General features: G+C 62.3%; 15 protein-coding genes. 9 read left to right on the forward strand and 6 right to left on the reverse strand.

The genetic code is table 11. The features are described 5' to 3' along the window. Positions 1-112: 112 nt before the first annotated feature. The 3 genes from C5L10_RS17925 to C5L10_RS17935 all read left to right on the forward strand — a co-directional run bounded on the left by C5L10_RS17925 (position 113) and on the right by C5L10_RS17935 (position 3619). A complete protein-coding gene (locus C5L10_RS17925) occupies positions 113-1711 on the forward strand; it encodes a thiamine pyrophosphate-dependent enzyme (protein ID WP_105430779.1) in 1599 nt (532 codons plus the stop codon). Positions 1712-1840: 129 nt separating this feature from the next. Then, positions 1841-2794 carry a 2-hydroxyacid dehydrogenase gene (locus C5L10_RS17930; protein WP_205837064.1) on the forward strand — a complete coding sequence of 318 codons (954 nt, stop codon included), beginning with the start codon at positions 1841-1843 and terminating at the stop codon, positions 2792-2794. Between the two features lie 12 nt (positions 2795-2806). Beyond that, positions 2807-3619, forward strand: a complete 813-nt coding sequence (locus C5L10_RS17935; protein WP_105430780.1) for a class II aldolase/adducin family protein — start codon at positions 2807-2809, stop codon at positions 3617-3619. A 104-nt stretch (positions 3620-3723) separates the two neighbouring features. On the opposite strand, the gene C5L10_RS17940 is transcribed toward C5L10_RS17935, so the two are convergent. The 5 genes from C5L10_RS17940 to C5L10_RS17960 form a co-directional block, all read right to left on the reverse strand. Further along, on the reverse strand, positions 3724-4707 hold the full coding sequence (locus C5L10_RS17940; RefSeq protein ID WP_080951282.1) for a tripartite tricarboxylate transporter substrate binding protein: 984 nt from the start codon (positions 4705-4707) through the stop codon (positions 3724-3726). An 83-nt stretch (positions 4708-4790) separates the two neighbouring features. After that, entirely contained in the window at positions 4791-5768 is a 978-nt protein-coding gene (locus C5L10_RS17945) for a tripartite tricarboxylate transporter substrate binding protein (RefSeq protein ID WP_105430781.1), read from the reverse strand. A 72-nt stretch (positions 5769-5840) separates the two neighbouring features. Next, on the reverse strand, positions 5841-6824 hold the full coding sequence (locus C5L10_RS17950; protein WP_105430782.1) for a tripartite tricarboxylate transporter substrate binding protein: 984 nt from the start codon (positions 6822-6824) through the stop codon (positions 5841-5843). Between the two features lie 36 nt (positions 6825-6860). After that, a complete protein-coding gene (locus C5L10_RS17955) occupies positions 6861-8366 on the reverse strand; it encodes a tripartite tricarboxylate transporter permease (protein WP_105430783.1) in 1506 nt (501 codons plus the stop codon). Positions 8367-8369: 3 nt separating this feature from the next. Next, the gene (locus C5L10_RS17960; RefSeq protein ID WP_172717067.1) at positions 8370-8816 is read right to left on the reverse strand and encodes a tripartite tricarboxylate transporter TctB family protein; all 447 of its coding nucleotides are present in this window, start codon (positions 8814-8816) and stop codon (positions 8370-8372) included. Positions 8817-9284: 468 nt separating this feature from the next. Here C5L10_RS17960 and C5L10_RS17965 point away from each other — a divergent pair, with 468 nt between their 5' ends. Both C5L10_RS17965 and C5L10_RS17970 read left to right on the forward strand, forming a co-directional pair. Beyond that, positions 9285-10505, forward strand: coding sequence for an FAD-dependent monooxygenase (locus C5L10_RS17965; protein WP_105430785.1), 1221 nt, complete (start codon positions 9285-9287; stop codon positions 10503-10505). A 79-nt stretch (positions 10506-10584) separates the two neighbouring features. Beyond that, positions 10585-11763 carry an alpha/beta hydrolase gene (locus tag C5L10_RS17970; RefSeq protein ID WP_105430786.1) on the forward strand — a complete coding sequence of 393 codons (1179 nt, stop codon included), beginning with the start codon at positions 10585-10587 and terminating at the stop codon, positions 11761-11763. A gap of 186 nt (positions 11764-11949) precedes the next feature. On the opposite strand, the gene C5L10_RS17975 is transcribed toward C5L10_RS17970, so the two are convergent. Beyond that, positions 11950-12483 carry a VOC family protein gene (locus tag C5L10_RS17975; RefSeq protein ID WP_105430787.1) on the reverse strand — a complete coding sequence of 178 codons (534 nt, stop codon included), beginning with the start codon at positions 12481-12483 and terminating at the stop codon, positions 11950-11952. Between the two features lie 124 nt (positions 12484-12607). On the opposite strand from C5L10_RS17975, the gene C5L10_RS17980 reads away from it, so the two are divergent. The 4 genes from C5L10_RS17980 (at position 12608) to C5L10_RS17995 (ending at position 17287) form a co-directional block, all read left to right on the forward strand. After that, positions 12608-13399, forward strand: a complete 792-nt coding sequence (locus C5L10_RS17980) for a helix-turn-helix transcriptional regulator (protein ID WP_172717068.1) — start codon at positions 12608-12610, stop codon at positions 13397-13399. Positions 13400-13426: 27 nt separating this feature from the next. Next, positions 13427-14155 (forward strand): SDR family oxidoreductase, encoded by a 729-nt coding sequence (locus C5L10_RS17985; RefSeq protein WP_105430789.1) that lies wholly within the window; start codon positions 13427-13429, stop codon positions 14153-14155. Positions 14156-14270: 115 nt separating this feature from the next. Then, positions 14271-15134, forward strand: coding sequence for a p-hydroxycinnamoyl CoA hydratase/lyase (locus C5L10_RS17990; RefSeq protein WP_046599283.1), 864 nt, complete (start codon positions 14271-14273; stop codon positions 15132-15134). 11 nt (positions 15135-15145) lie between these two features. Beyond that, a complete protein-coding gene (locus C5L10_RS17995) occupies positions 15146-17287 on the forward strand; it encodes an acetate--CoA ligase family protein (protein WP_205837065.1) in 2142 nt (713 codons plus the stop codon). Positions 17288-17462: the final 175 nt, after the last annotated feature.

Here is a 17462-nt window from a genome sequence, read left to right on the forward strand (position 1 = left end):
TCACCACCCCTCCCGCCTGCCGGCCACCCTCCCCACAAGGGGGCGGGCTAGGATCGCAGCACCGCCACAGTTTTTCATGGGATTCCACTTCGTCTAACAAGGAGATTCCAACATGACCATCACCGGAGGCGATTCCATCGTCGCTTCATTGCGCGCCCACGATGTGGATACCGTGTTCGGCATACCGGGTGCCCAGCTCTACGGCCTGTTCGATGCCTTTCAGCGCGACGACATGCGGGTGATCACGCCGCGGCACGAGCAGACATGCGCCTATATGGCCTTCGGTTATGCCCGCGCCTCGGGCAATCCCGGTGTCTATTCCGTCGTGCCCGGTCCGGGGGTGCTGAATACCGGCGCTGCGCTTCTGACTGCCTGGGGCTGCAACGAGCCGGTTCTGTGCCTGACCGGGCAGGTGCCGACCGCGTTTCTGGGCAAGGGTCGCGGCCATCTGCACGAGATGCGCGACCAGCGCGCCGTTCTCGCCGGCATCGCCAAGTCCGCCGAACGCGCCGACAGGGCAGCGGACGTTTCGGCCGCCATCGCCCATGCGTTTCGCGAGATGCGCTCCCTGAAGCCCGGCCCGGCGACGGTTGAAATGCCCTGGGAGCAGTTCGTGGCGGAGGGCGAATTCGAGATCGCCCGGCCGTTCGAAAACCATCCGGATCCGGTGGCGGATGTCGCGATCGGCGAGGCGGCAGCGGCGATCAGCCGAGCGGAACGGCCGATGATCTTCGTCGGGCCCGGTGCATTCGAGGCCCGTGACGAGGTGCTGCGGCTTGCGGAAATGCTGCATGCGCCGGTGGTCGGCTTTCGTTCCGGGCGCGGCGTGGTCTCAAACCGCCACGAACTCGGCCTCACCATCGCCGAAGCACGAAAGCTCTGGCCGGCCGTCGATTGCGTCATCGGCATCGGCACCCGGCTCGAGGTGCCGAGCTGGCGTTGGAAGCCGAGAGCCGACGTGCCGGTGGTGCGGCTGGAAATCGACGCGGAGGAACTGATCCGTACACCGGAGGCCCTCGGCGTGCTGGGCAGGGCGAAGACCTCCCTCACGGCGTTGCTTGCCGAACTCAAGCCGCGGACGCCTTCCGACGACTGGCAGGAAGCGATCCAAAAGGCGCGCGCGCAAACGGCGCAAGCCATCCAGGAAATCTCGCCGCATTATGGATATCTGGAGGCGATCCGCGCAGCCCTTCCCGACGACGGCATCCTCGTCGAAGAGGTCTGCCAGTCCGGTTTCGCCTCCTGGTACTGCTATCCGGTTTACGAACCGCGCACCTTCATCTCGACCGGCTTCCAGGGCACGCTCGGTTTCGGTTTCCCCACCGCACTTGGCGTCAAGGTCGCCCGGCCGAACGTGCCGGTCGTATCGATCGCCGGCGATGGCGGCTTCATGTTCGCGGCGCAGGAACTGGCGACCGCCGCCCAATACGGCATCGACGTCATCACCGTCGTCTTCAACAATTCCGCCTTCGGCAACGTGAAGCGCGACCAGAGCGAAGCTTTCGGCGGACGACTGATCGGTTCGGAACTGAAGAACCCGGATTTCGACAAGCTCGCCGCCGCCTTTCATGTGGATTTCGCCCGGGTGAATGCACCGGAGGATCTCCGCACCGCAATCGAGACCGCCATCACCCGCGGCGGGCCCTGGCTGATCGAAGTGCCGCTGTCGATCGAAACCGAAGTCAGCCCCTGGAAATTCATTCATGGCTGATCCGTCGATGACGAATTCCGTTCGACATGGACGAAAATACCTATCGTCATGGCAGGGAGCCGTATAAAGTAGGCTTCAAGATTTCGATCCGGGGAGGGCATCGTTTCCGTGACATCAGACCAGAAAACCATGCGTGTCGTTGTGCTGACGGCGGTCCTGCCGGCTTCGGTGGTCTGGACGCTCGAAGGCATGGGCGGGCGGCAAATGTCTGTCGCGGAGGTCGCTGCAGGCGGCGAGATGCCGGGCGTGCAGGTGCTGGTCACCGATCCAGGGGTCGGCGCAAACGCGGATGTACTCGCAAAATTCCCCGACCTGAAGCTGGTCGCCTGTTACGGCATCGGCATCGACTCGATCCATATGCCCACCGTCAAGTCGCGTGGCATCGGCATTTGCAATACGCCGGGGCTGCTGACGGAGGATGTCGCGGATCTCGCGATGGCGCTGATGCTGGCTTCTGCCCGCGATATCGTGCCTCAGACCCAATATATCCGCGACGGCCGATGGACGGCGATCGCGGCAAAAGTCCCGCTCGGTCGCTCGCTCAGGAACAAGGCGATCGGCATTGTCGGGCTTGGCAATATCGGCGCGGCGATTGCGGAACGGGCTAGCGCCTTCCGGATGCGGGTCTCGTATCATGGGCCGCGGCAGAAACCTGTCCCCTATACCTACATGCCGGACCTCGTCGCGATGGCAAAGGAGAGCGATTTTCTCGTGGTCGCCAGCCGCGGCGGCGAGGACACCAGGAAAATCGTCAACCGCGAAGTGCTGGAGGCGCTCGGGCCCCAGGGCACGCTGGTCAACGTCTCGCGCGGTTCGACCGTCGACGAGGCGGCGCTGGTGGAGGCGCTCAGGACCGGCAAGCTCGGTTTTGCGGCGCTGGATGTATTTGCCAACGAGCCGAAGGTTTCGGAAAAGCTGCTGTGGATGCCGAATGTGATCATGACGCCGCACCAGGGCAGCGCGACTGCGGAAACCCGCCTGGCCATGGCCCTTTTGCTGGTCGAGAATGTCCAGGCCTTTTTCAAGGGAACGCCGCTGCCGACGCCGGTGGTCCCGATCGCGATCTGGGCTTTTGAACTCTAGGGAGGAATTCAAATGGCATTTCAACGTCACGTCATAGGACTGGCAGGACAGGACGACGGGCAGGAGGTCGTCACCGAATTCGACCGGGCCTCGGTCACCGACGAGGAATGGGCCGTCCGCGTCGATCTCGCCGCCGCCTATCGTCTCGCAGCACTCTACGGCTGGGACGACCTCATCTACACGCATATCTCGGCCCGTGTCCCGGGCACGGACAATCACTTCCTGATCAACCCGTTCGGGCTCGCCTTCGACGAGATCAAGGCGAGCAACCTCGTCAAGATCGACCACGAGGCGAAGATCATCGGCAAGTCGGACTATCCGGTAAACGGTGCCGGTTTCGTCATCCACCACGCCGTGCACAAGGCGCGCCACGAGCTCAACTGCGTCATGCACCTGCATACCGAGGCTGGCATGGCGCTTTCCATGCTCGATTGCGGGCTGCTGCCGCTCTCCCAGCATTCGATGTTCTTCTACAACCGCATCGGTTATCACGGCTACGAGGGCCTGGCCCTCAACATGGAAGAGCAGGAAAGGCTGATCCACGATCTCGGCCCGCACAAGAACATGATCCTCAAGAACCACGGCACGCTGACCTCGGGCGAAAGTGTCGGCGAGGCGTTCGTCTGGACCTTCTGGCTGGAAAAGGCAGCTCGCGCCCAACTCGCCGCCATGGCCGCCCAGCCGCAGTGTCTCACCGTTCCGGCCGAGAAGATCGCCGAGCTGACCGCGCATATGTACGAGATGTCGCCGGCAAAGCCGGGGCTGAAGGAATGGCCGGCGATGCTGCGCAAGCTGGATCGGATCGATCCGAGCTATCGGGACTGACATCCGATACGACCGCTTGCCGGGAACTGGCGGGCTTTTCTCTCATTCTCCGCAACGAAAAAAGCCGGCGTTTCCGCCGGCTTTTTTATCTGCTTCAGCAAGTCTTACTGCTGCGGAATCTGGGCGATCGCCACGTAGTCCTTCCACTCCGCGATCGTCTTGATCATCAGAGCCTGGGCTTCGGCAGGAGTAGAGATGTAGGCGTCGCCGCCCTGGTCGGCCAGGAACTTCTGGGTTTCCGGCTGCTGTAGAACGGTGTTGAACCAGCCGTTGATCTTGGTGGTGATGTCTTCCGGCGTGCCCTTGGCAACCATGGCACCCCACCAGCCGAGCTGGTCGACGTCAAAGCCCTGCTCCTTCAAGGTCGGAATGTTCGGAGCGCCCTTCATGCGTTCCGGCGAGCCGACACCGAGAAGGCGGAAGCGGCCTTCGCGCTGCTGGGCGAGGGCGAAGACCGGATCGTAGGAACCGAAGTCCATCGCGCCGCTGGTCATGTCGTTAAGCGAGTCGGCGGCGGTCTTGTACTGGACCGAAACGGTCTCGAGGCCGGCTTTCTGCTTGTAGACTTCGGCCATGACCTTGCCCGAAGTGGCGTTGACGGCATAGGAGCCACCGTCGCCCTTTTCCTTCATGGCGGCGGTCAGTTCCTTCAGGTCCTTGTAGGGCGCGTCCTTGGCGACGGCGATCATGAAGGCCTGCTTGTTGATGGTGGCGATCGTCATCAGGTCCTTGCCGACGTCGATCGGCGGCTTCTTCATGATCCACATGTTGCCGGCGATCGAGTTGCCGGAATGGACGAAGATCGTGTAGCCGTCCGGCTTGGAGCGCGACGTGTATTCAGCGGCGATGTTGCTGAGCGCACCCGGCTTATTTTCGACGATGATCGTGGCGCCGGCAACCTTGGACACCTTGTCCGCGAAATAGCGGACGAGAACGTCGGCGCCGGAGCCGGCCGGGAAGGCGCAGACGAAGGTGATCGTCTGCTCCGGATAAGCGGCCTGGGCGGGCGTAACGTTTGCAATCTGTGCAACCGCCAGCATCGCCATGGCGGCGGTGGCTTGCGCGATCTTCTTAAGCCATTTTGTCACTTTTCATCTCCTGTGGCGGTTCGTAAGGGTCCCTGCGAAAGAACCTGCCGCACTATGGCGAGAGGGTCTTTCGAATCGGTTGATTAATTTTGCGGAATCTTGGCCATGGCCACATACGTCTTCCACTCCTCGACGGTCTTGGCGAGCAGCGCCTGACCCTCGTCCGGGGTGCCGACATAGACGTCCCCGCCGAATTTCGCGAGGAAAGCGACGGTATCGGGCTGAGCCAGAACTTCGTTGAACAGCGCGTTGATCTTGTCGACAACCGGCTTCGGCGTCGCCTTCGGAACGAAGGAGCCCCACCAGCCGAGCTGGTCGATGTCGTAACCCTGTTCCTTGGCGGTTGGGATGTTGGGCAGCGACTTCAGCCGGATCGGCGAACCGGTCGCAAGGATCCGGACACGCTTCTCGTTGGCCTGCGAGAGGGAGAAGACCGGATCGTGGACGCCGTAGTCGAGAGAGCCGCTCAGCATGTCGTTGAGCGAGTCCTTGGCGTCCTTGAACGAGACTTCGACCGGATCGACACCGGCGACCTGCTTGTAGATTTCTCCGAGAACCTTGCCGGACGTCGCAGCTGTTGCGTAGCTGGCATTGTTGCCCTTTTCCTTCAACACCTTGGTCAGCTCCTTCATGTCCTTGATCGGGCTGTCGTAAGCGACCACGAACATGAAGGCCTGCTTGTTGATGAAGGAGGTGGTCTGCAGCTCCTTGACGACGTCGATCGGCGGCGCCTTGAACAGCGACATGTTGGCCGCCGTCGAGGTGCCGGAATGGACGTAGATCGTATATCCGTCCGGCTTGGCGCGGGCGGTGTACATGGCGGCGATGTTGCCGGCGGCTCCCGGCTTGTTCTCGACGATCACCGTCTGGCCGGCGACCTTGGCGAACTTGTCGGCAAAGAAGCGGACCAGGACGTCGGCGCCCGAGCCGGCCGGGAAGGCGCAGACGAACGTGATCTGGCCATTCGGATAAGCACCCTGCGCGAACGCACCAAAGGGTGCGAGCGCGGCCGCCGCGGCAGTCACGATCATCAGGTTTCTGCGTGAGATTTCAGTGGTCATCGGTACAAGTTCCTCCCTTGAACGCCCCAGTCATTCCCGTAGCAAGCTTCCGTGAAGCCCGTTGAACCAGCCTCAGTTTTGCGGGATCTTCGCCAACGCCACATAGGCACGCCACTCCTCGACGGTCTTTGCAAGAAGCTCGTCGACCTCCTTCGGCGTCCCTTTGTAGACGTCCCCACCGAACTTGTTCAGGAAGGCTTCCGTTTCCGGCTGGTCGAGCACGTCCCGGAACAGCGCGTTCAGCTTCAGAACGACATCGTCCGGCGTCTTGGCCGGCACGAACACACCCCACCATCCAAGCTGGTCGACATTGAGGCCATATTCCTTGATCGCCGGAATCTCCGGCGTCGATTTCATGCGCTGCGGCGAGCCGACCGCGAGCAACCGCAGGCGCCCCTCACGCTGCTGGCTGAGCGCGAAGACCGGGTCGAGTGCCGCGAAATCGAGCTGGCCGCTGGTGATGTCGTTCAGGGAATCCGGACCGGTCTTGTAGGCGACTTCGGTCGCCGAGACCCCTGCCAACTGCAGGTAGACTTCGGCGAGAACCTTGCCCGAGGTCGCGGTCGAGCCATAGGTGGCATCGCCCGCCCTGGCCTTCAGATGCTCGGTGAGCTGCTTCATGTCCTTGATCGGGCTGTCTGCCGCGACCGCGATCATGAAGGGCTGCTTGTTGATGAACTGGACGCCGCGCAGCGCCTTGGTGACATCGATCGCGGGCTTCTTGAACAGCGACATGTTGGCTGCGGTCGAGGTGCCCGAATGGACGTAGACGGTATAGCCGTCCGGCTTGGCTCGGCTGACATATTCGGCGGCGATATTGCCGTTGGCGCCCGGCTTGTTCTCGACGATCACCGTCTGCTTTGAAACGGCCGCCACCTTTTCGGAGAAGAAGCGGACCAGAATATCGGCGCCGCTGCCGGCCGGAAAGGCGCATACGAAGGTGATCGTACCGTTGGGATAGCTTGATTGCGCGAACGAGACACCGGGGAGCACGGCGGCCATCGCGGCCGCCGCAATCAGGGTGCGTCTGGTCAGTTTCAAATCTTGTTCAGTCATTGGTTCCTCCTCCAAAAAACCGTTGCGGAACGTCTGTTATTCCTCCTGGAACGCCTCCTCGCGTGTCTTGCGGAACTGCGGGAAGATGATCAGGCAGAGCATCAGGACCGTCGCCGCCAGAAGCGTGGCCGAGATCGGACGGTCGATGAAGATCGTCGGATCGCCGCGCGAGATGACCAGCGAACGGCGCAGGTTTTCCTCCATCAGCGGACCGAGAATGAAGCCTAGCACCATGGGTGCCGGCTCGCAGCCGAGCTTGTAGAGGATGTAACCGAAGACCGTGAAGACGATCATCAGAACCATCATGAACGGCTCGGTGCTCGTCGAGTAGACACCGATCGCGCAAAACAGCAGGATCGCCGGGTAGAGCAGGCGGTAGGGAACCGACAGCAGCTTCACCCAGATGCCGATCATCGGCAGGTTGATGACGACGAGCATCAGGTTGCCGATCCACATCGAGGCGACCATGCCCCAGAAAAGGTCCGGACGGGTCGTCATGACCGCCGCACCCGGCTGGATGCCCTGGATGATCATCGCGCCCATCATGATCGCCATGATCGGGTTCGACGGAATGCCGAGCGTCAGGAGCGGGATGAACGAGGTCTGGGCGGCAGCGTTGTTGGCCGCTTCCGGGCCCGCGACGCCTTCGACCGCGCCGGTGCCGAACTTGCGCGGGTTCTTCGAGATCTTCTTTTCGAGCGTATAGCTGGCGAAGGAGGCAAGAACCGCGCCGCCGCCCGGCAGGATGCCGAGAAGCGAGCCGAGGCCCGTGCCGCGCAGGGCGGCCGGATAGGCTTCCTTGAATTCCTTCTTGGTCGGCCACATGTCACGCATGCGGGTGCTGATCGCTTCGCGCGGCGGCGGCGGGTTCTCGAGATTGCGGATGATTTCCACGATACCGAAGAGGCCGAGAACCAGCGGCAGGAAGTCGATGCCTTCCCACAGGCCCGAAAGGCCGAAGGTATAGCGGGTAAGACCCGTGTTGATGTCGGTGCCGACGAGGCCGAGCAGCAGGCCGATCAATACCATGGCAACGGCCTTCAGGACCGAACCGTGCGCCAGAACGATCGCCATGGTGAGACCAAGCAGCATCAACGCGAAATAATCCGGCGAATTGAACTGCTGGGCGATCGAGGCGAGCGGTGGACCGAAGGCGGCGATGAACACGGTGCCGATCGTGCCGGCGAAGAACGAGCCGAGAGCGGCGATCGCGAGTGCCGCACCCGCACGGCCCTTGCGGGCCATCTGATGTCCCTCGATACAGGTCACCACAGAGGAGGCTTCACCCGGCATGTTGACCAGGATCGAGGTGGTGGAGCCGCCATATTGTGCCCCGTAATAGATGCCGGCCAGCATGATCAGCGACGAAAGCGGATCGAGCCCGAACGTGATCGGCAGCAGGATGGCAAGCGCAGGAATGGGTCCGATGCCGGGAAGAACGCCGATCAGCGTGCCGAGCACGACGCCGATCAGACAGAACATCAGGTTCTCGAGCGAGCCTGCAGCCATGAAGCCGGTTGCGAGGTGTTCAAAGACTTCCATGGATTACCTGCCCCACCAGACGGGCATCGGCTGCCCAAGCGCGTATACGAAGATGATGACGACGAACGCCGCCGTGGTGACCGCGAAGATGACGGTCTCGACCGGGTTGACGTCGCGCCGTGCATAGGCAGCCAACATGATCAAAAGGATCGAGGAGATCACCGCGCCGATCTCAGCGATCAGGATGCCGAATGCGGCAATCGCCAGCAGGATGAAGATGATCGGGCGGAACTGGATGCGTTCGATGGCCGGACCTTCGATCGCCAGCGACTTTACCGCGACGATCAGCCCGATCAGCGCGATCAGGCCGCAAATGATCATCGGGAAATAGCCAGGGCCCATGTTGCGGGCGGAACCGAAGGTGAGGTCAGACCCGACATAGAGGCCGACCGCGCCGAAAAGGATAAACAAGATGCCCGCGCCGAAATCCTGCGGACTTTTGATGACCATGGTTTCCTCCCTGAAAACCCGACGGTGTGAACCGGTCTGACCCCCGTGGGCGCCGGCCAAACCGTCATTATGCATGTTCCTCGGGCCGCGCCTCGAATTCGCCGCCCTGAATTCGTCTATAGGCAACTAGATTTGACTATATACAAGAGTATTCCTCTTGTCAGTCAATCGAATTCCGTAGTCTCCCCTGTCGATCAGATACCACAGCCGTCCGCCGTTTTCGATCCTATCGCATTTATATCAGGAAGCCAGATATCCCAGGTGTAGTTTCGTGACATCGTTTCCTGTTTTTGGTCCGTGGATTGAAACTTTCAATTGCAGGTGCCGTCTCCCAAAGGCCGGTTCGAAAGCTCCGGCGGGAAGATATGAAATTGGTTTTGAACAAAGTCAATTATACTTTATCAAAAATAGTTGACAGGCGCATGCGCGTCGGGAGAGATTGCCGTCAGGATTTCAAAGGATAAAAAAATGAAGATTTCTGTCGTGGGAGGAGGGATTGGCGGACTGACGGCGGCATTGTCGCTGCTCCGCCAGGGGTTTGACGTCGACGTGTACGAACAGGCGGTCGAGCTGAAAGAGGTCGGCGCCGGCGTTCAGGTCAGCGCCAACGGCACGCGGGTTCTGTTTTCGCTCGGGCTTGAAGAAGACATCATGTCGATCGCCTCGCAGGCGCAGGGCAAGGAGATTCGTCTCTGGAACACCGGGCAGACCTGGAAACTGTTCGACCTCGGCCCGCTTTCGATCGAGCGCTACGGCTTCCCCTACATCACCATCCACCGCAACGACCTGCACCAGACGCTGGCCGCCGGCGTGCGTCGCATCAGGCCCGATGCGATCAAGCTGTCCAAGAAATGCGTCGGGATTACCCAGGACGACAAGGGCGCGACCATCACCTTCGCCGACGGCACCACCGCCATCTCGGATATCGTCGTCGGCGCCGATGGGGTGCATTCGAGGATCCGCGAGACGCTGTTCGGCCGCGACGACCCGAAATTTACCGGCATCGTCGCTTGGCGCGGCGTCATTCCGGTCGAGCGCCTGCCGGAACGCATGCTGCGGCCGGTCGGCACCAACTGGATCGGCCCCGGCGGCCACGTCATCCAGTACCTGCTGCGCGGCGGCAAGCTGATGAACTACGTCTCGGTCGTCGAGCGCGCCGACTGGCAGGTCGAGTCCTGGTCAGTCGCCGGCACGACGGAAGAATGCCTTGCCGACTACGAAGGCTGGCACGAGGATATTCATACGCTGATCAAGGCGATCGATGTGCCCTACAAATGGGCGCTGATGCTGCGGCCGCCGATGGACGACTGGACCCGCGGCCGGGTGACGCTGCTCGGAGACGCCTGCCACCCGACATTGCCGTTCCTTGCCCAAGGCGCGGTAATGGCGATCGAGGACGGTTTCGTGCTCGCCCGGGCGCTTGCCGAGCACAACGGCAATTACGAAGCGGCTTTTGCCGGCTATGAGGCCGCCCGCGTCGAGCGCACCGGCAAGATCGTTCGTGGTGCGGAAGGCAATCTCAGCCGTTTCCACAATGCCGCATTGAAGGATCCGAAGCTTGCCGAGGACTACGTCAATGCCGAATGGCAGGAAGACAAGGTCAAGCAGCGCTACGAGTGGTTGTTCACCTACGACGCCACCTCGGTGCCGGTGGTGGCGGGAAGCAGGTCGCCGGAAGCGGCCGCCTGAGGCCGCGATCACATTCAATCTTGAAAGCCCGTTCGCCGGCTTACCGGCCGAGCGGGTGAAGCATAACGGGTAGGACATCATGACCACCAAGGCGGACTGGCAGCGAATCCCGCTGATCATCTCCTTTCCGGAGACCGCGAAATATACCGAGACCTACGGCTTTGCCGGCAATTCCGGCAGGGTCAATCTCGAGGGCCAGCTTCTGCGTGGCACCGGTGCGCCGTCGAAGACGGTCTATGTCTTCATGCACCCAACCTCGACGCTCCAGCTCCTGCCGATGCCGACGGCGCTTGCCGATGCCGGCCTGCACGTGCTTTGCGCCGCCAGCCGTTATCCGAAGAACGACACCGCTCTCATCATGGAAAAGGTGGCGATCGACCTCGGCAAGTGGCTCGATTATGCCCGTGGCGAGCTCGGTTACGAGAAGGTGGTGCTGGTTGGCTGGTCGGGCGGCGGGTCGCTGTCGCTGTTCTACCAGGCGCAGGCCGAGAGCCCGACGATCACCCACACTCCGGCCGGCGACGAGGTCAACCTTGTCGAAGCGGGGCTGAAGCCCGCCGACGGCGTGATCTTCATCGCTGCCCACCTGTCGCGTGCCGAAACGCTGACCGAATGGCTCGACCCGTCGGTTCTCGACGAACTCGACCCGGATCTTCGCGACCCGGAATTCGACATTTATTCCCCGGACTGCCCGCACCAACCACCCTATTCGGCGGAATTCATCCAGCGCTTCCGGGCCGCCCAGGTCGCCCGCAACCGCAAGATCACGCATTGGGCGCTCGACATGCTGGCGGAGTTGAAGCGCCGCGGCTCGTTCGAGCAGGAGCGCGCCTTTATCGTTCACCGCACCATGTGCGACGTGCGCTGGTTCGACGGCACCATCGACCCCAACGACCGGCCGATCGGCAGGAGCTATATGGGCGACCCGCGTACGGTCAATGTCGGGCCGGTTGGGCTTGCCCGCTTCACCACGCTGCGCTCCTGGCTTTCGCAGTGGAGCTACGATCTGTCGAATGCCAAGGGGCCGATGAACGCGTCGCTGATCAAGAGCTCGCCGGTGCTGCAGATCGAGAACAATGCCGACGAGGCGGTCCCGGCGACCCACAATCCGACGATCCGGGCAGCCCTCGCGACCGAAAACAAGGAATATATGACGATCCCGCACGCGACCCACTATTACCTCGGCCAGCCGGAACTCTTAAACGCCTGCATCGACCGGGTGATCGACTGGAGCAAGCGGCAAGGGTTGTTGGCATGAAAGACAAGCTGGAGCTCGTCAGGGGCGGGGCTCCAGATTTTCGGGAGGTTTGCAGTCGGGAGGCTGAACGTGAGCTTTAGCAAAAAGCACCACCGTCCATTCGGGACCGGTGGTGCTCCAAGTTCGTCTTCCGCCTTCATGGCGGTATCAGGGACCGGCCATTCGTCCGGCCCCCAATTGGCTATCTCAAGCCGCAGCCGATTTCCGGGCGATCATGCCGGCCTTCTTCTGAATCCATGCCTTCATCGCGTCATGAGCTTCCGAAGCGGCCTGTTCCAGATAGCCGGGCTCTTCCGTGCGCGCGGTGATTTCCAGGCGCAGGCCGTTGGGGTCGAAGAAGTAGATCGAGTTGATGAACTCGTGGTCGATGACGTCGGTCGTCTTCACGCCAGCATCCTGCAACCGCTTCTTGAACGTCAGGACCTCCTCGACCGAATCGACCTCCATCGCGAAGTGCTGGACCCAGTCCGGCGTGTTCGGCGAGGGAAGCGGCATTATGTTTTCGCCGAGGTCGAAGAAGGCCATGTAGGAGCCGTCGCCCATTTCGAAGAAGAAATGCGCGTAGGGCTTTTCTTCGCCCGTCGACGGCACCTTGTCGGCGGTCATGCAGTTGACCAGCGGCAGGCCAAGCAGGTCCTCATAGAACTTGCGGGTCTCCTCGCCATCTCGGCACGGGTAGGAAAAGTGATAGAGTTTGCGAAGCTTTGGTGCGTCGACCATGGTGATTCCTCCATATCCAGGCTTGTTGCATTGGCCGTGATGGTAGACCTTTGCCGACCCTCCCATGTCCACCTTGCAGGTGGACATGCCCCCGACAGATTTGTTCTCAACCCTGGAGGCGTCAATGCCTGCGCTTGATGGAGACAACTTGACCGGCATGGCTGCCCTCATGGACGAGCTCGGCGAGCCCGGCTTCCCCGAAAAATTGCTGGAAACCCTGCGCGCCATCGCCGGCACCGATTTCTGTTCCGCCTTCCAGGCCGAGGAAGACGGGTCGCTCACCTATCTCTTCGCCTGCGGTTATCACTCGACCATTCCGGGTTTTGCCGAGCGCGCCTCGCTCGATTACGCCCGCCGCTACTGGCAGCGCGACCAGGTGACCCGGCAGATGCTGAACGGCGCCCCTGGACTTGCCAAGGTGCAGGTGGTGCGCCAGGCCTGGAACGGCATCCGCGATCCCGAATACCGCCGCGACTGTTATGAACGCGCCCATGTGCTCGAACGCCTGACCATCTATCACTCGGAGGAGCCGCGGATCTTCGCCAGCCTCTATCGCACCCGCGAAAGCGGCCCGTTCCCGCTCTCCGCGGTCGAACGGCTGGAGGCCTTTGCGCCGCTGCTGATCGCCATGGTCGTCAAGCACGTGCGGCTCCAGGGCCGGCCGCCGACGGCGCCACTGCATCCGCCACAGCAGGAGATCGCCGGGCGGCTGCTGCAGGCGGGATTTGCGCTTTCGGGCCGTGAGGCGGAGGTTTCCGCCGGGCTGCTGCTCGGCCGCACACATCGGGAAATTTCCGAAAAAGTCGGGCTCGCGCTTTCGAGCATCGTCACCTACCGTCAGCGCGCCTACCGCAAGCTGGGGGTCAGCGACCGGCGCGGGCTCGAAGCGCTTTATAAGGGAATTTCACGCGCTTAAGCGTATTGATCAGGGGAGAAGTTTCAGATGATTTCGATCAAGGACCGTATTGCCATCGTCACCGGCGCCAGCTCGGGCATCGGCTGGGGCATCGCCAAGGCGATTGCCGCTGAGGGCGCCGTCGCCGTGCTTGCCGCCCGCAGCGTCGACAAGCTTGAAAAACTGGCGGCCGAGATCGAGGCCGAAGGCGGCCGCGCGTTCGTCGTGCCGACCGACGTCACCGACGACGCGCAGGTCGAAAAGCTGTTCGCCGCGGTAAAGGAGAAATACGGCCGGCTCGACATCCTGATCAATAATGCCGGCATCGCCGACCATACGCCGGTCGAAAAGCTCACCAACGAGCGCTGGCACGAGGTGATCGGTGCCAACCTGCACTCGGTCTTCTATTGCAGCCGCGCCGCCTTCGTCATCATGCAGGAACAGAAGCGCGGCCGGATCATCAACATGGGCAGCCTGTCGTCGAAGGTTCCGCGCGGCCATACCGCCGCCTATACCGCGAGCAAGTTCGCGCTCGAGGGCCTTACCCGTTCGCTCGCCGTCGATGGCCGCGAGCACGGCATTGCGGTCTCCATGGTGCATCCGGGGTCGACGGTCAGCTCGCTGGTTCCCGGCATTACCGACAAGGTCCGGCCCGCAACCATGATGCCTCTGGACGTGGCGCGGATCGTCGTGCTGATGGCGACCCTGCCGGACGACGTGAACCTCTACGAAAGCATCATCCTGCCGGTCGAAATGCCGTTCCTCGGCCGCGGTTAAGCATCGGTTCAGCACGACGTCAAACGGGTTTTCTTTTCGCCAGGCCCGAGATGGAAAGCCGCTTGACGCATATTCGGGTCCCTGATATCCATTTCCCCAGTAGGGAGAATTTGCTATGGAAAACCAGACCGAATCCGCTGCCGCCGGCCAGAACAATGGCAAGTGGGGCGAATATGTTACCGTGGATTTCGACGAGGGCATCGCCTGGGTGACGCTCAACCGTCCGAAGCAGCGCAACGCCATCAACCCGGGCATCGTCTGGGAAATGAACGCGATCATGGACGCGCTGGAAGAAGACGACCGCTGCAAGGTTATGGTCGTCACCGGCGCCGGCGAATCCTTCTCGGCCGGCATGGACCTGAAGGAATATTTCCGCGCTACCGACAAGGTGCCGCCGATCCAACGCGAACGCCTGTTCCGGGCGAACGCCGCATGGCAGTGGCGCCGGATGATGTATTTCCCGAAGCCGACCATCTCCATGGTCAACGGCTGGTGTTTCGGCGGCGCCTTCCAGTTCCTGGTCGGCTGCGACCTGGCCATCGCCTCGGAAGACGCCATCTTCGGCCTTTCTGAAATCAACTGGGGCATTATCCCGGCCGGTATCGTCACCAAGTCGGTGCTGGAGACGATGAGCTTCCGCGACGCGATGTATTATATCATGACCGGGGAAACCTTCACCGGCCAGCAGGCTGCCGACATGAAGCTGGTCAACAAGGCCGTTTCGCCGGACGAGTTGAAGGCCGAGACCCGCAAGCTCGCCATGACGCTGATCGGCAAGAACCCCTTCGTGCTGCGCCAAGCCAAGACCGCCTGCCGTTTCACCCGCGATCTCACCTGGGAACAGGCCGGCGAATACCTGATGGCGAAGTCCGACCAGACGGAACTCCGCGACCCGGAAAACGGCCGCAATACCGGCATGAGTCAGTTCCTGGACGAGAAATCCTTCCGCCCGGGCCTCGGTGCCTACCGTCGCGACTAAGAAGTGCTCCCATGGCTGATACGATGACCACCGCTCCCAAGACGCTCGATCCGGCCAAGCCGTTCGATCTTGACCGTCTGCTGCGCCCACGATCGATCGCGATCGTGGGCGCATCGCCGGATCCCGCCTCGATCGGCGGCGGCGTGCTCGCCAATCTCGAACTCTTCAAATATGCCGGCGACCTGCATCTCGTCAGCCGTTCGCGCGACGAGATCAACGGCCGCCCCTGCGTGAAGACCATCGGCGACCTGCCCAAGGGCGTCGACGTGGTGATCCTCATCGTGCCGCAGGTGGCGATCAAGGACTCGGTTCTTGCCTGTGTCGAGCGGGATGTAGCGGGCGTCATCGTCTATTCGTCCGGCTTCGCCGAAGCCGGCGAGGAAGGCCGCCGGCAGCAGGACGAGCTTGCCGGGATCTGCCGCAAGGCGGGCATGGCCATGCTCGGACCGAACTGCATGGGCTATACCAATTATGTCGACGGCATTCCGCTGACTTTTGAGCCGGTCGACCTGCGCGGTGTCGGCGAGCGCTCGCGCGTCGCGATCGTCGCCCAGAGCGGCGCAACGGCGGCCAATATCCGCTTCGCCATGCATTCGCGCGAAATCGCGGTTTCCTATGTGATCGCCACCGGCAACGAGGCAGTGATCGCCGCCGAGGACCTGGTCGGCTGGCTGATCGAGGACAAGGACAACGCCGCCGTCGCGGTCTATGTCGAACAGGTCAAGAACCCCCAAAAGTTCCTCACTGTGGCGCGGCGCGCCCGCGAGCTCGGCAAGCCGATCGTGATGCTGCATCCGGGCTCCAGCGAGCGCGGCAAGCAGGCGGCGCAATCGCATACCGGCGCGCTTGCCGGCGACCATGCGCTGATGCAGACGGCCGTGCGCAACGAGGCTGTCGCGCTGGTCGAGACGACCGACGAACTGTTCGACGTCACGGCGATCCTGGCGCGTTATCCGTCGCCGCCGCCGGGCGAGGCGGGCATCGTTACCAATTCCGGCGCCATCCGCGGCCTCTGCTTCGATTTCTGCGAACGCGTCGGCCTGCCGATCGCGACGCTGTCGGACGAGGTGCATGCCGAGCTTGCAACACAAGTGCCGCCTTACGTCCATGTCGACAACCCGTTCGACATCGGCACGACCGGCTTCTCCAATCCCGGAATTTTCGGAACGTCCACGGCATCCATGCTGAAGGATCCGAATGTGGGCATCGTGTTCCTGTCGCACGCGGGCGGCTCGCCGCCGATGCAGATCAAGAAGTCGGACGCCATCATTCCGGTCGCCGCGACCGCGACAAAGCCCGTCATCCTCAACATTGTCGGCGACGACTATCCGCTCGATCCGACCTTTATGAAGGCGGTGCGCGACAGCGGCATTCCGTTCTTCCGCTCGCCGGAACGCGCCATGCGCGCCATGGCAGTGGTGATGAATTATGCGGCTGCGCTCGCCGCCACCAAGGACCGGGCGCCGGAAGGCGGACGGATCGCCAAACTGCCGCCCTCCGGCCTCGTGGTCGAGTATGAAGGCAAGCGTATTCTTACCGATCTCGGCATCCACATCCCGAAGGGCGCTTTGGCCAGGTCCATCGACGAAGCCGCGACGATCGCAGCCGATGTCGGCTATCCGGTGGTCATGAAGGCGCAGGCAGCCGAACTCGCCCACAAGAGCGATGTCGGCGGCGTCATCGTCAATATCGCCGACGAGCCGGCGCTACGGGCGGCGCATGACAAGATGTATGCCAGCATCGCCAAGCACAAGCCGGGCCTGAAGCTCGACGGCGTGCTGATCGAGGGCATGGCGCGCCAGGGCCTTGAAATGGTGGTCGGTGCCAAGCGCGATCCGCAATGGGGTCCGGTCGTGCTGGTCGGCCTCGGCGGCGTCTGGATCGAGGCTCTCGCCGATGCCCGCCTGCTGCCGGCCGATATCAGCCGCGAGCGGGCGATCGCCGAAATCCACAAGCTGAAGGCATCGAAGCTGCTGGGACCGTTTCGCGGCCAGCCGGCCCGCGATGTCGAGGCAATTGCCGACGTGGTCGTCAAGCTCGGCGCGCTGATGCGCTCGGAGCCGCAGATCGTCGAGGTCGATATCAATCCCCTCGTTGTCTATGGCGAGGGGGACGGGGCTTTGGCTCTCGACGCGCTATTCGTGGTGCAGTGAGGATAGGGGGAGTTTCCCCCTCGTCCGCCTACCGGCCTCTTCTCCCAAGGGAGAAGAGATATGCCGCGGGGTCTCCGTTCCTCCTCTCCCAAGCGGGAGAGGGTGGCCGAGCGAAGCGGAGGCCGGGTGAGGGGGGTGCTACGCCCGCTATTTTATTTTGGCAGTCACGAGGGAG

The organism is Neorhizobium sp. T6_25, assembly GCF_002968555.1.
Classification (GTDB): Bacteria; Pseudomonadota; Alphaproteobacteria; order Rhizobiales; family Rhizobiaceae; genus Neorhizobium.

Excerpts from the sequence above, each read along its gene's own strand:
- C5L10_RS17935 (WP_105430780.1), top strand. The coding sequence starts at position 2,807 with ATGGCATTTCAACGTCACGTCATAGGACTGGCAGGACAGGACGACGGG.
- C5L10_RS17960 (WP_172717067.1), bottom strand. The coding sequence starts at position 8,816 with ATGGTCATCAAAAGTCCGCAGGATTTCGGCGCGGGCATCTTGTTTATC.
- C5L10_RS17975 (WP_105430787.1), bottom strand. The coding sequence starts at position 12,483 with ATGGTCGACGCACCAAAGCTTCGCAAACTCTATCACTTTTCCTACCCG.
- C5L10_RS17955 (WP_105430783.1), bottom strand. The coding sequence starts at position 8,366 with ATGGAAGTCTTTGAACACCTCGCAACCGGCTTCATGGCTGCAGGCTCG.
- C5L10_RS17930 (WP_205837064.1), top strand. The coding sequence starts at position 1,841 with ATGCGTGTCGTTGTGCTGACGGCGGTCCTGCCGGCTTCGGTGGTCTGG.
- C5L10_RS17985 (WP_105430789.1), top strand. The coding sequence starts at position 13,427 with ATGATTTCGATCAAGGACCGTATTGCCATCGTCACCGGCGCCAGCTCG.
- C5L10_RS17990 (WP_046599283.1), top strand. The coding sequence starts at position 14,271 with ATGGAAAACCAGACCGAATCCGCTGCCGCCGGCCAGAACAATGGCAAG.
- C5L10_RS17925 (WP_105430779.1), top strand. The coding sequence starts at position 113 with ATGACCATCACCGGAGGCGATTCCATCGTCGCTTCATTGCGCGCCCAC.
- C5L10_RS17945 (WP_105430781.1), bottom strand. The coding sequence starts at position 5,768 with ATGACCACTGAAATCTCACGCAGAAACCTGATGATCGTGACTGCCGCG.
- C5L10_RS17995 (WP_205837065.1), top strand. The coding sequence starts at position 15,146 with ATGGCTGATACGATGACCACCGCTCCCAAGACGCTCGATCCGGCCAAG.
- C5L10_RS17970 (WP_105430786.1), top strand. The coding sequence starts at position 10,585 with ATGACCACCAAGGCGGACTGGCAGCGAATCCCGCTGATCATCTCCTTT.
- C5L10_RS17980 (WP_172717068.1), top strand. The coding sequence starts at position 12,608 with ATGCCTGCGCTTGATGGAGACAACTTGACCGGCATGGCTGCCCTCATG.
- C5L10_RS17950 (WP_105430782.1), bottom strand. The coding sequence starts at position 6,824 with ATGACTGAACAAGATTTGAAACTGACCAGACGCACCCTGATTGCGGCG.
- C5L10_RS17965 (WP_105430785.1), top strand. The coding sequence starts at position 9,285 with ATGAAGATTTCTGTCGTGGGAGGAGGGATTGGCGGACTGACGGCGGCA.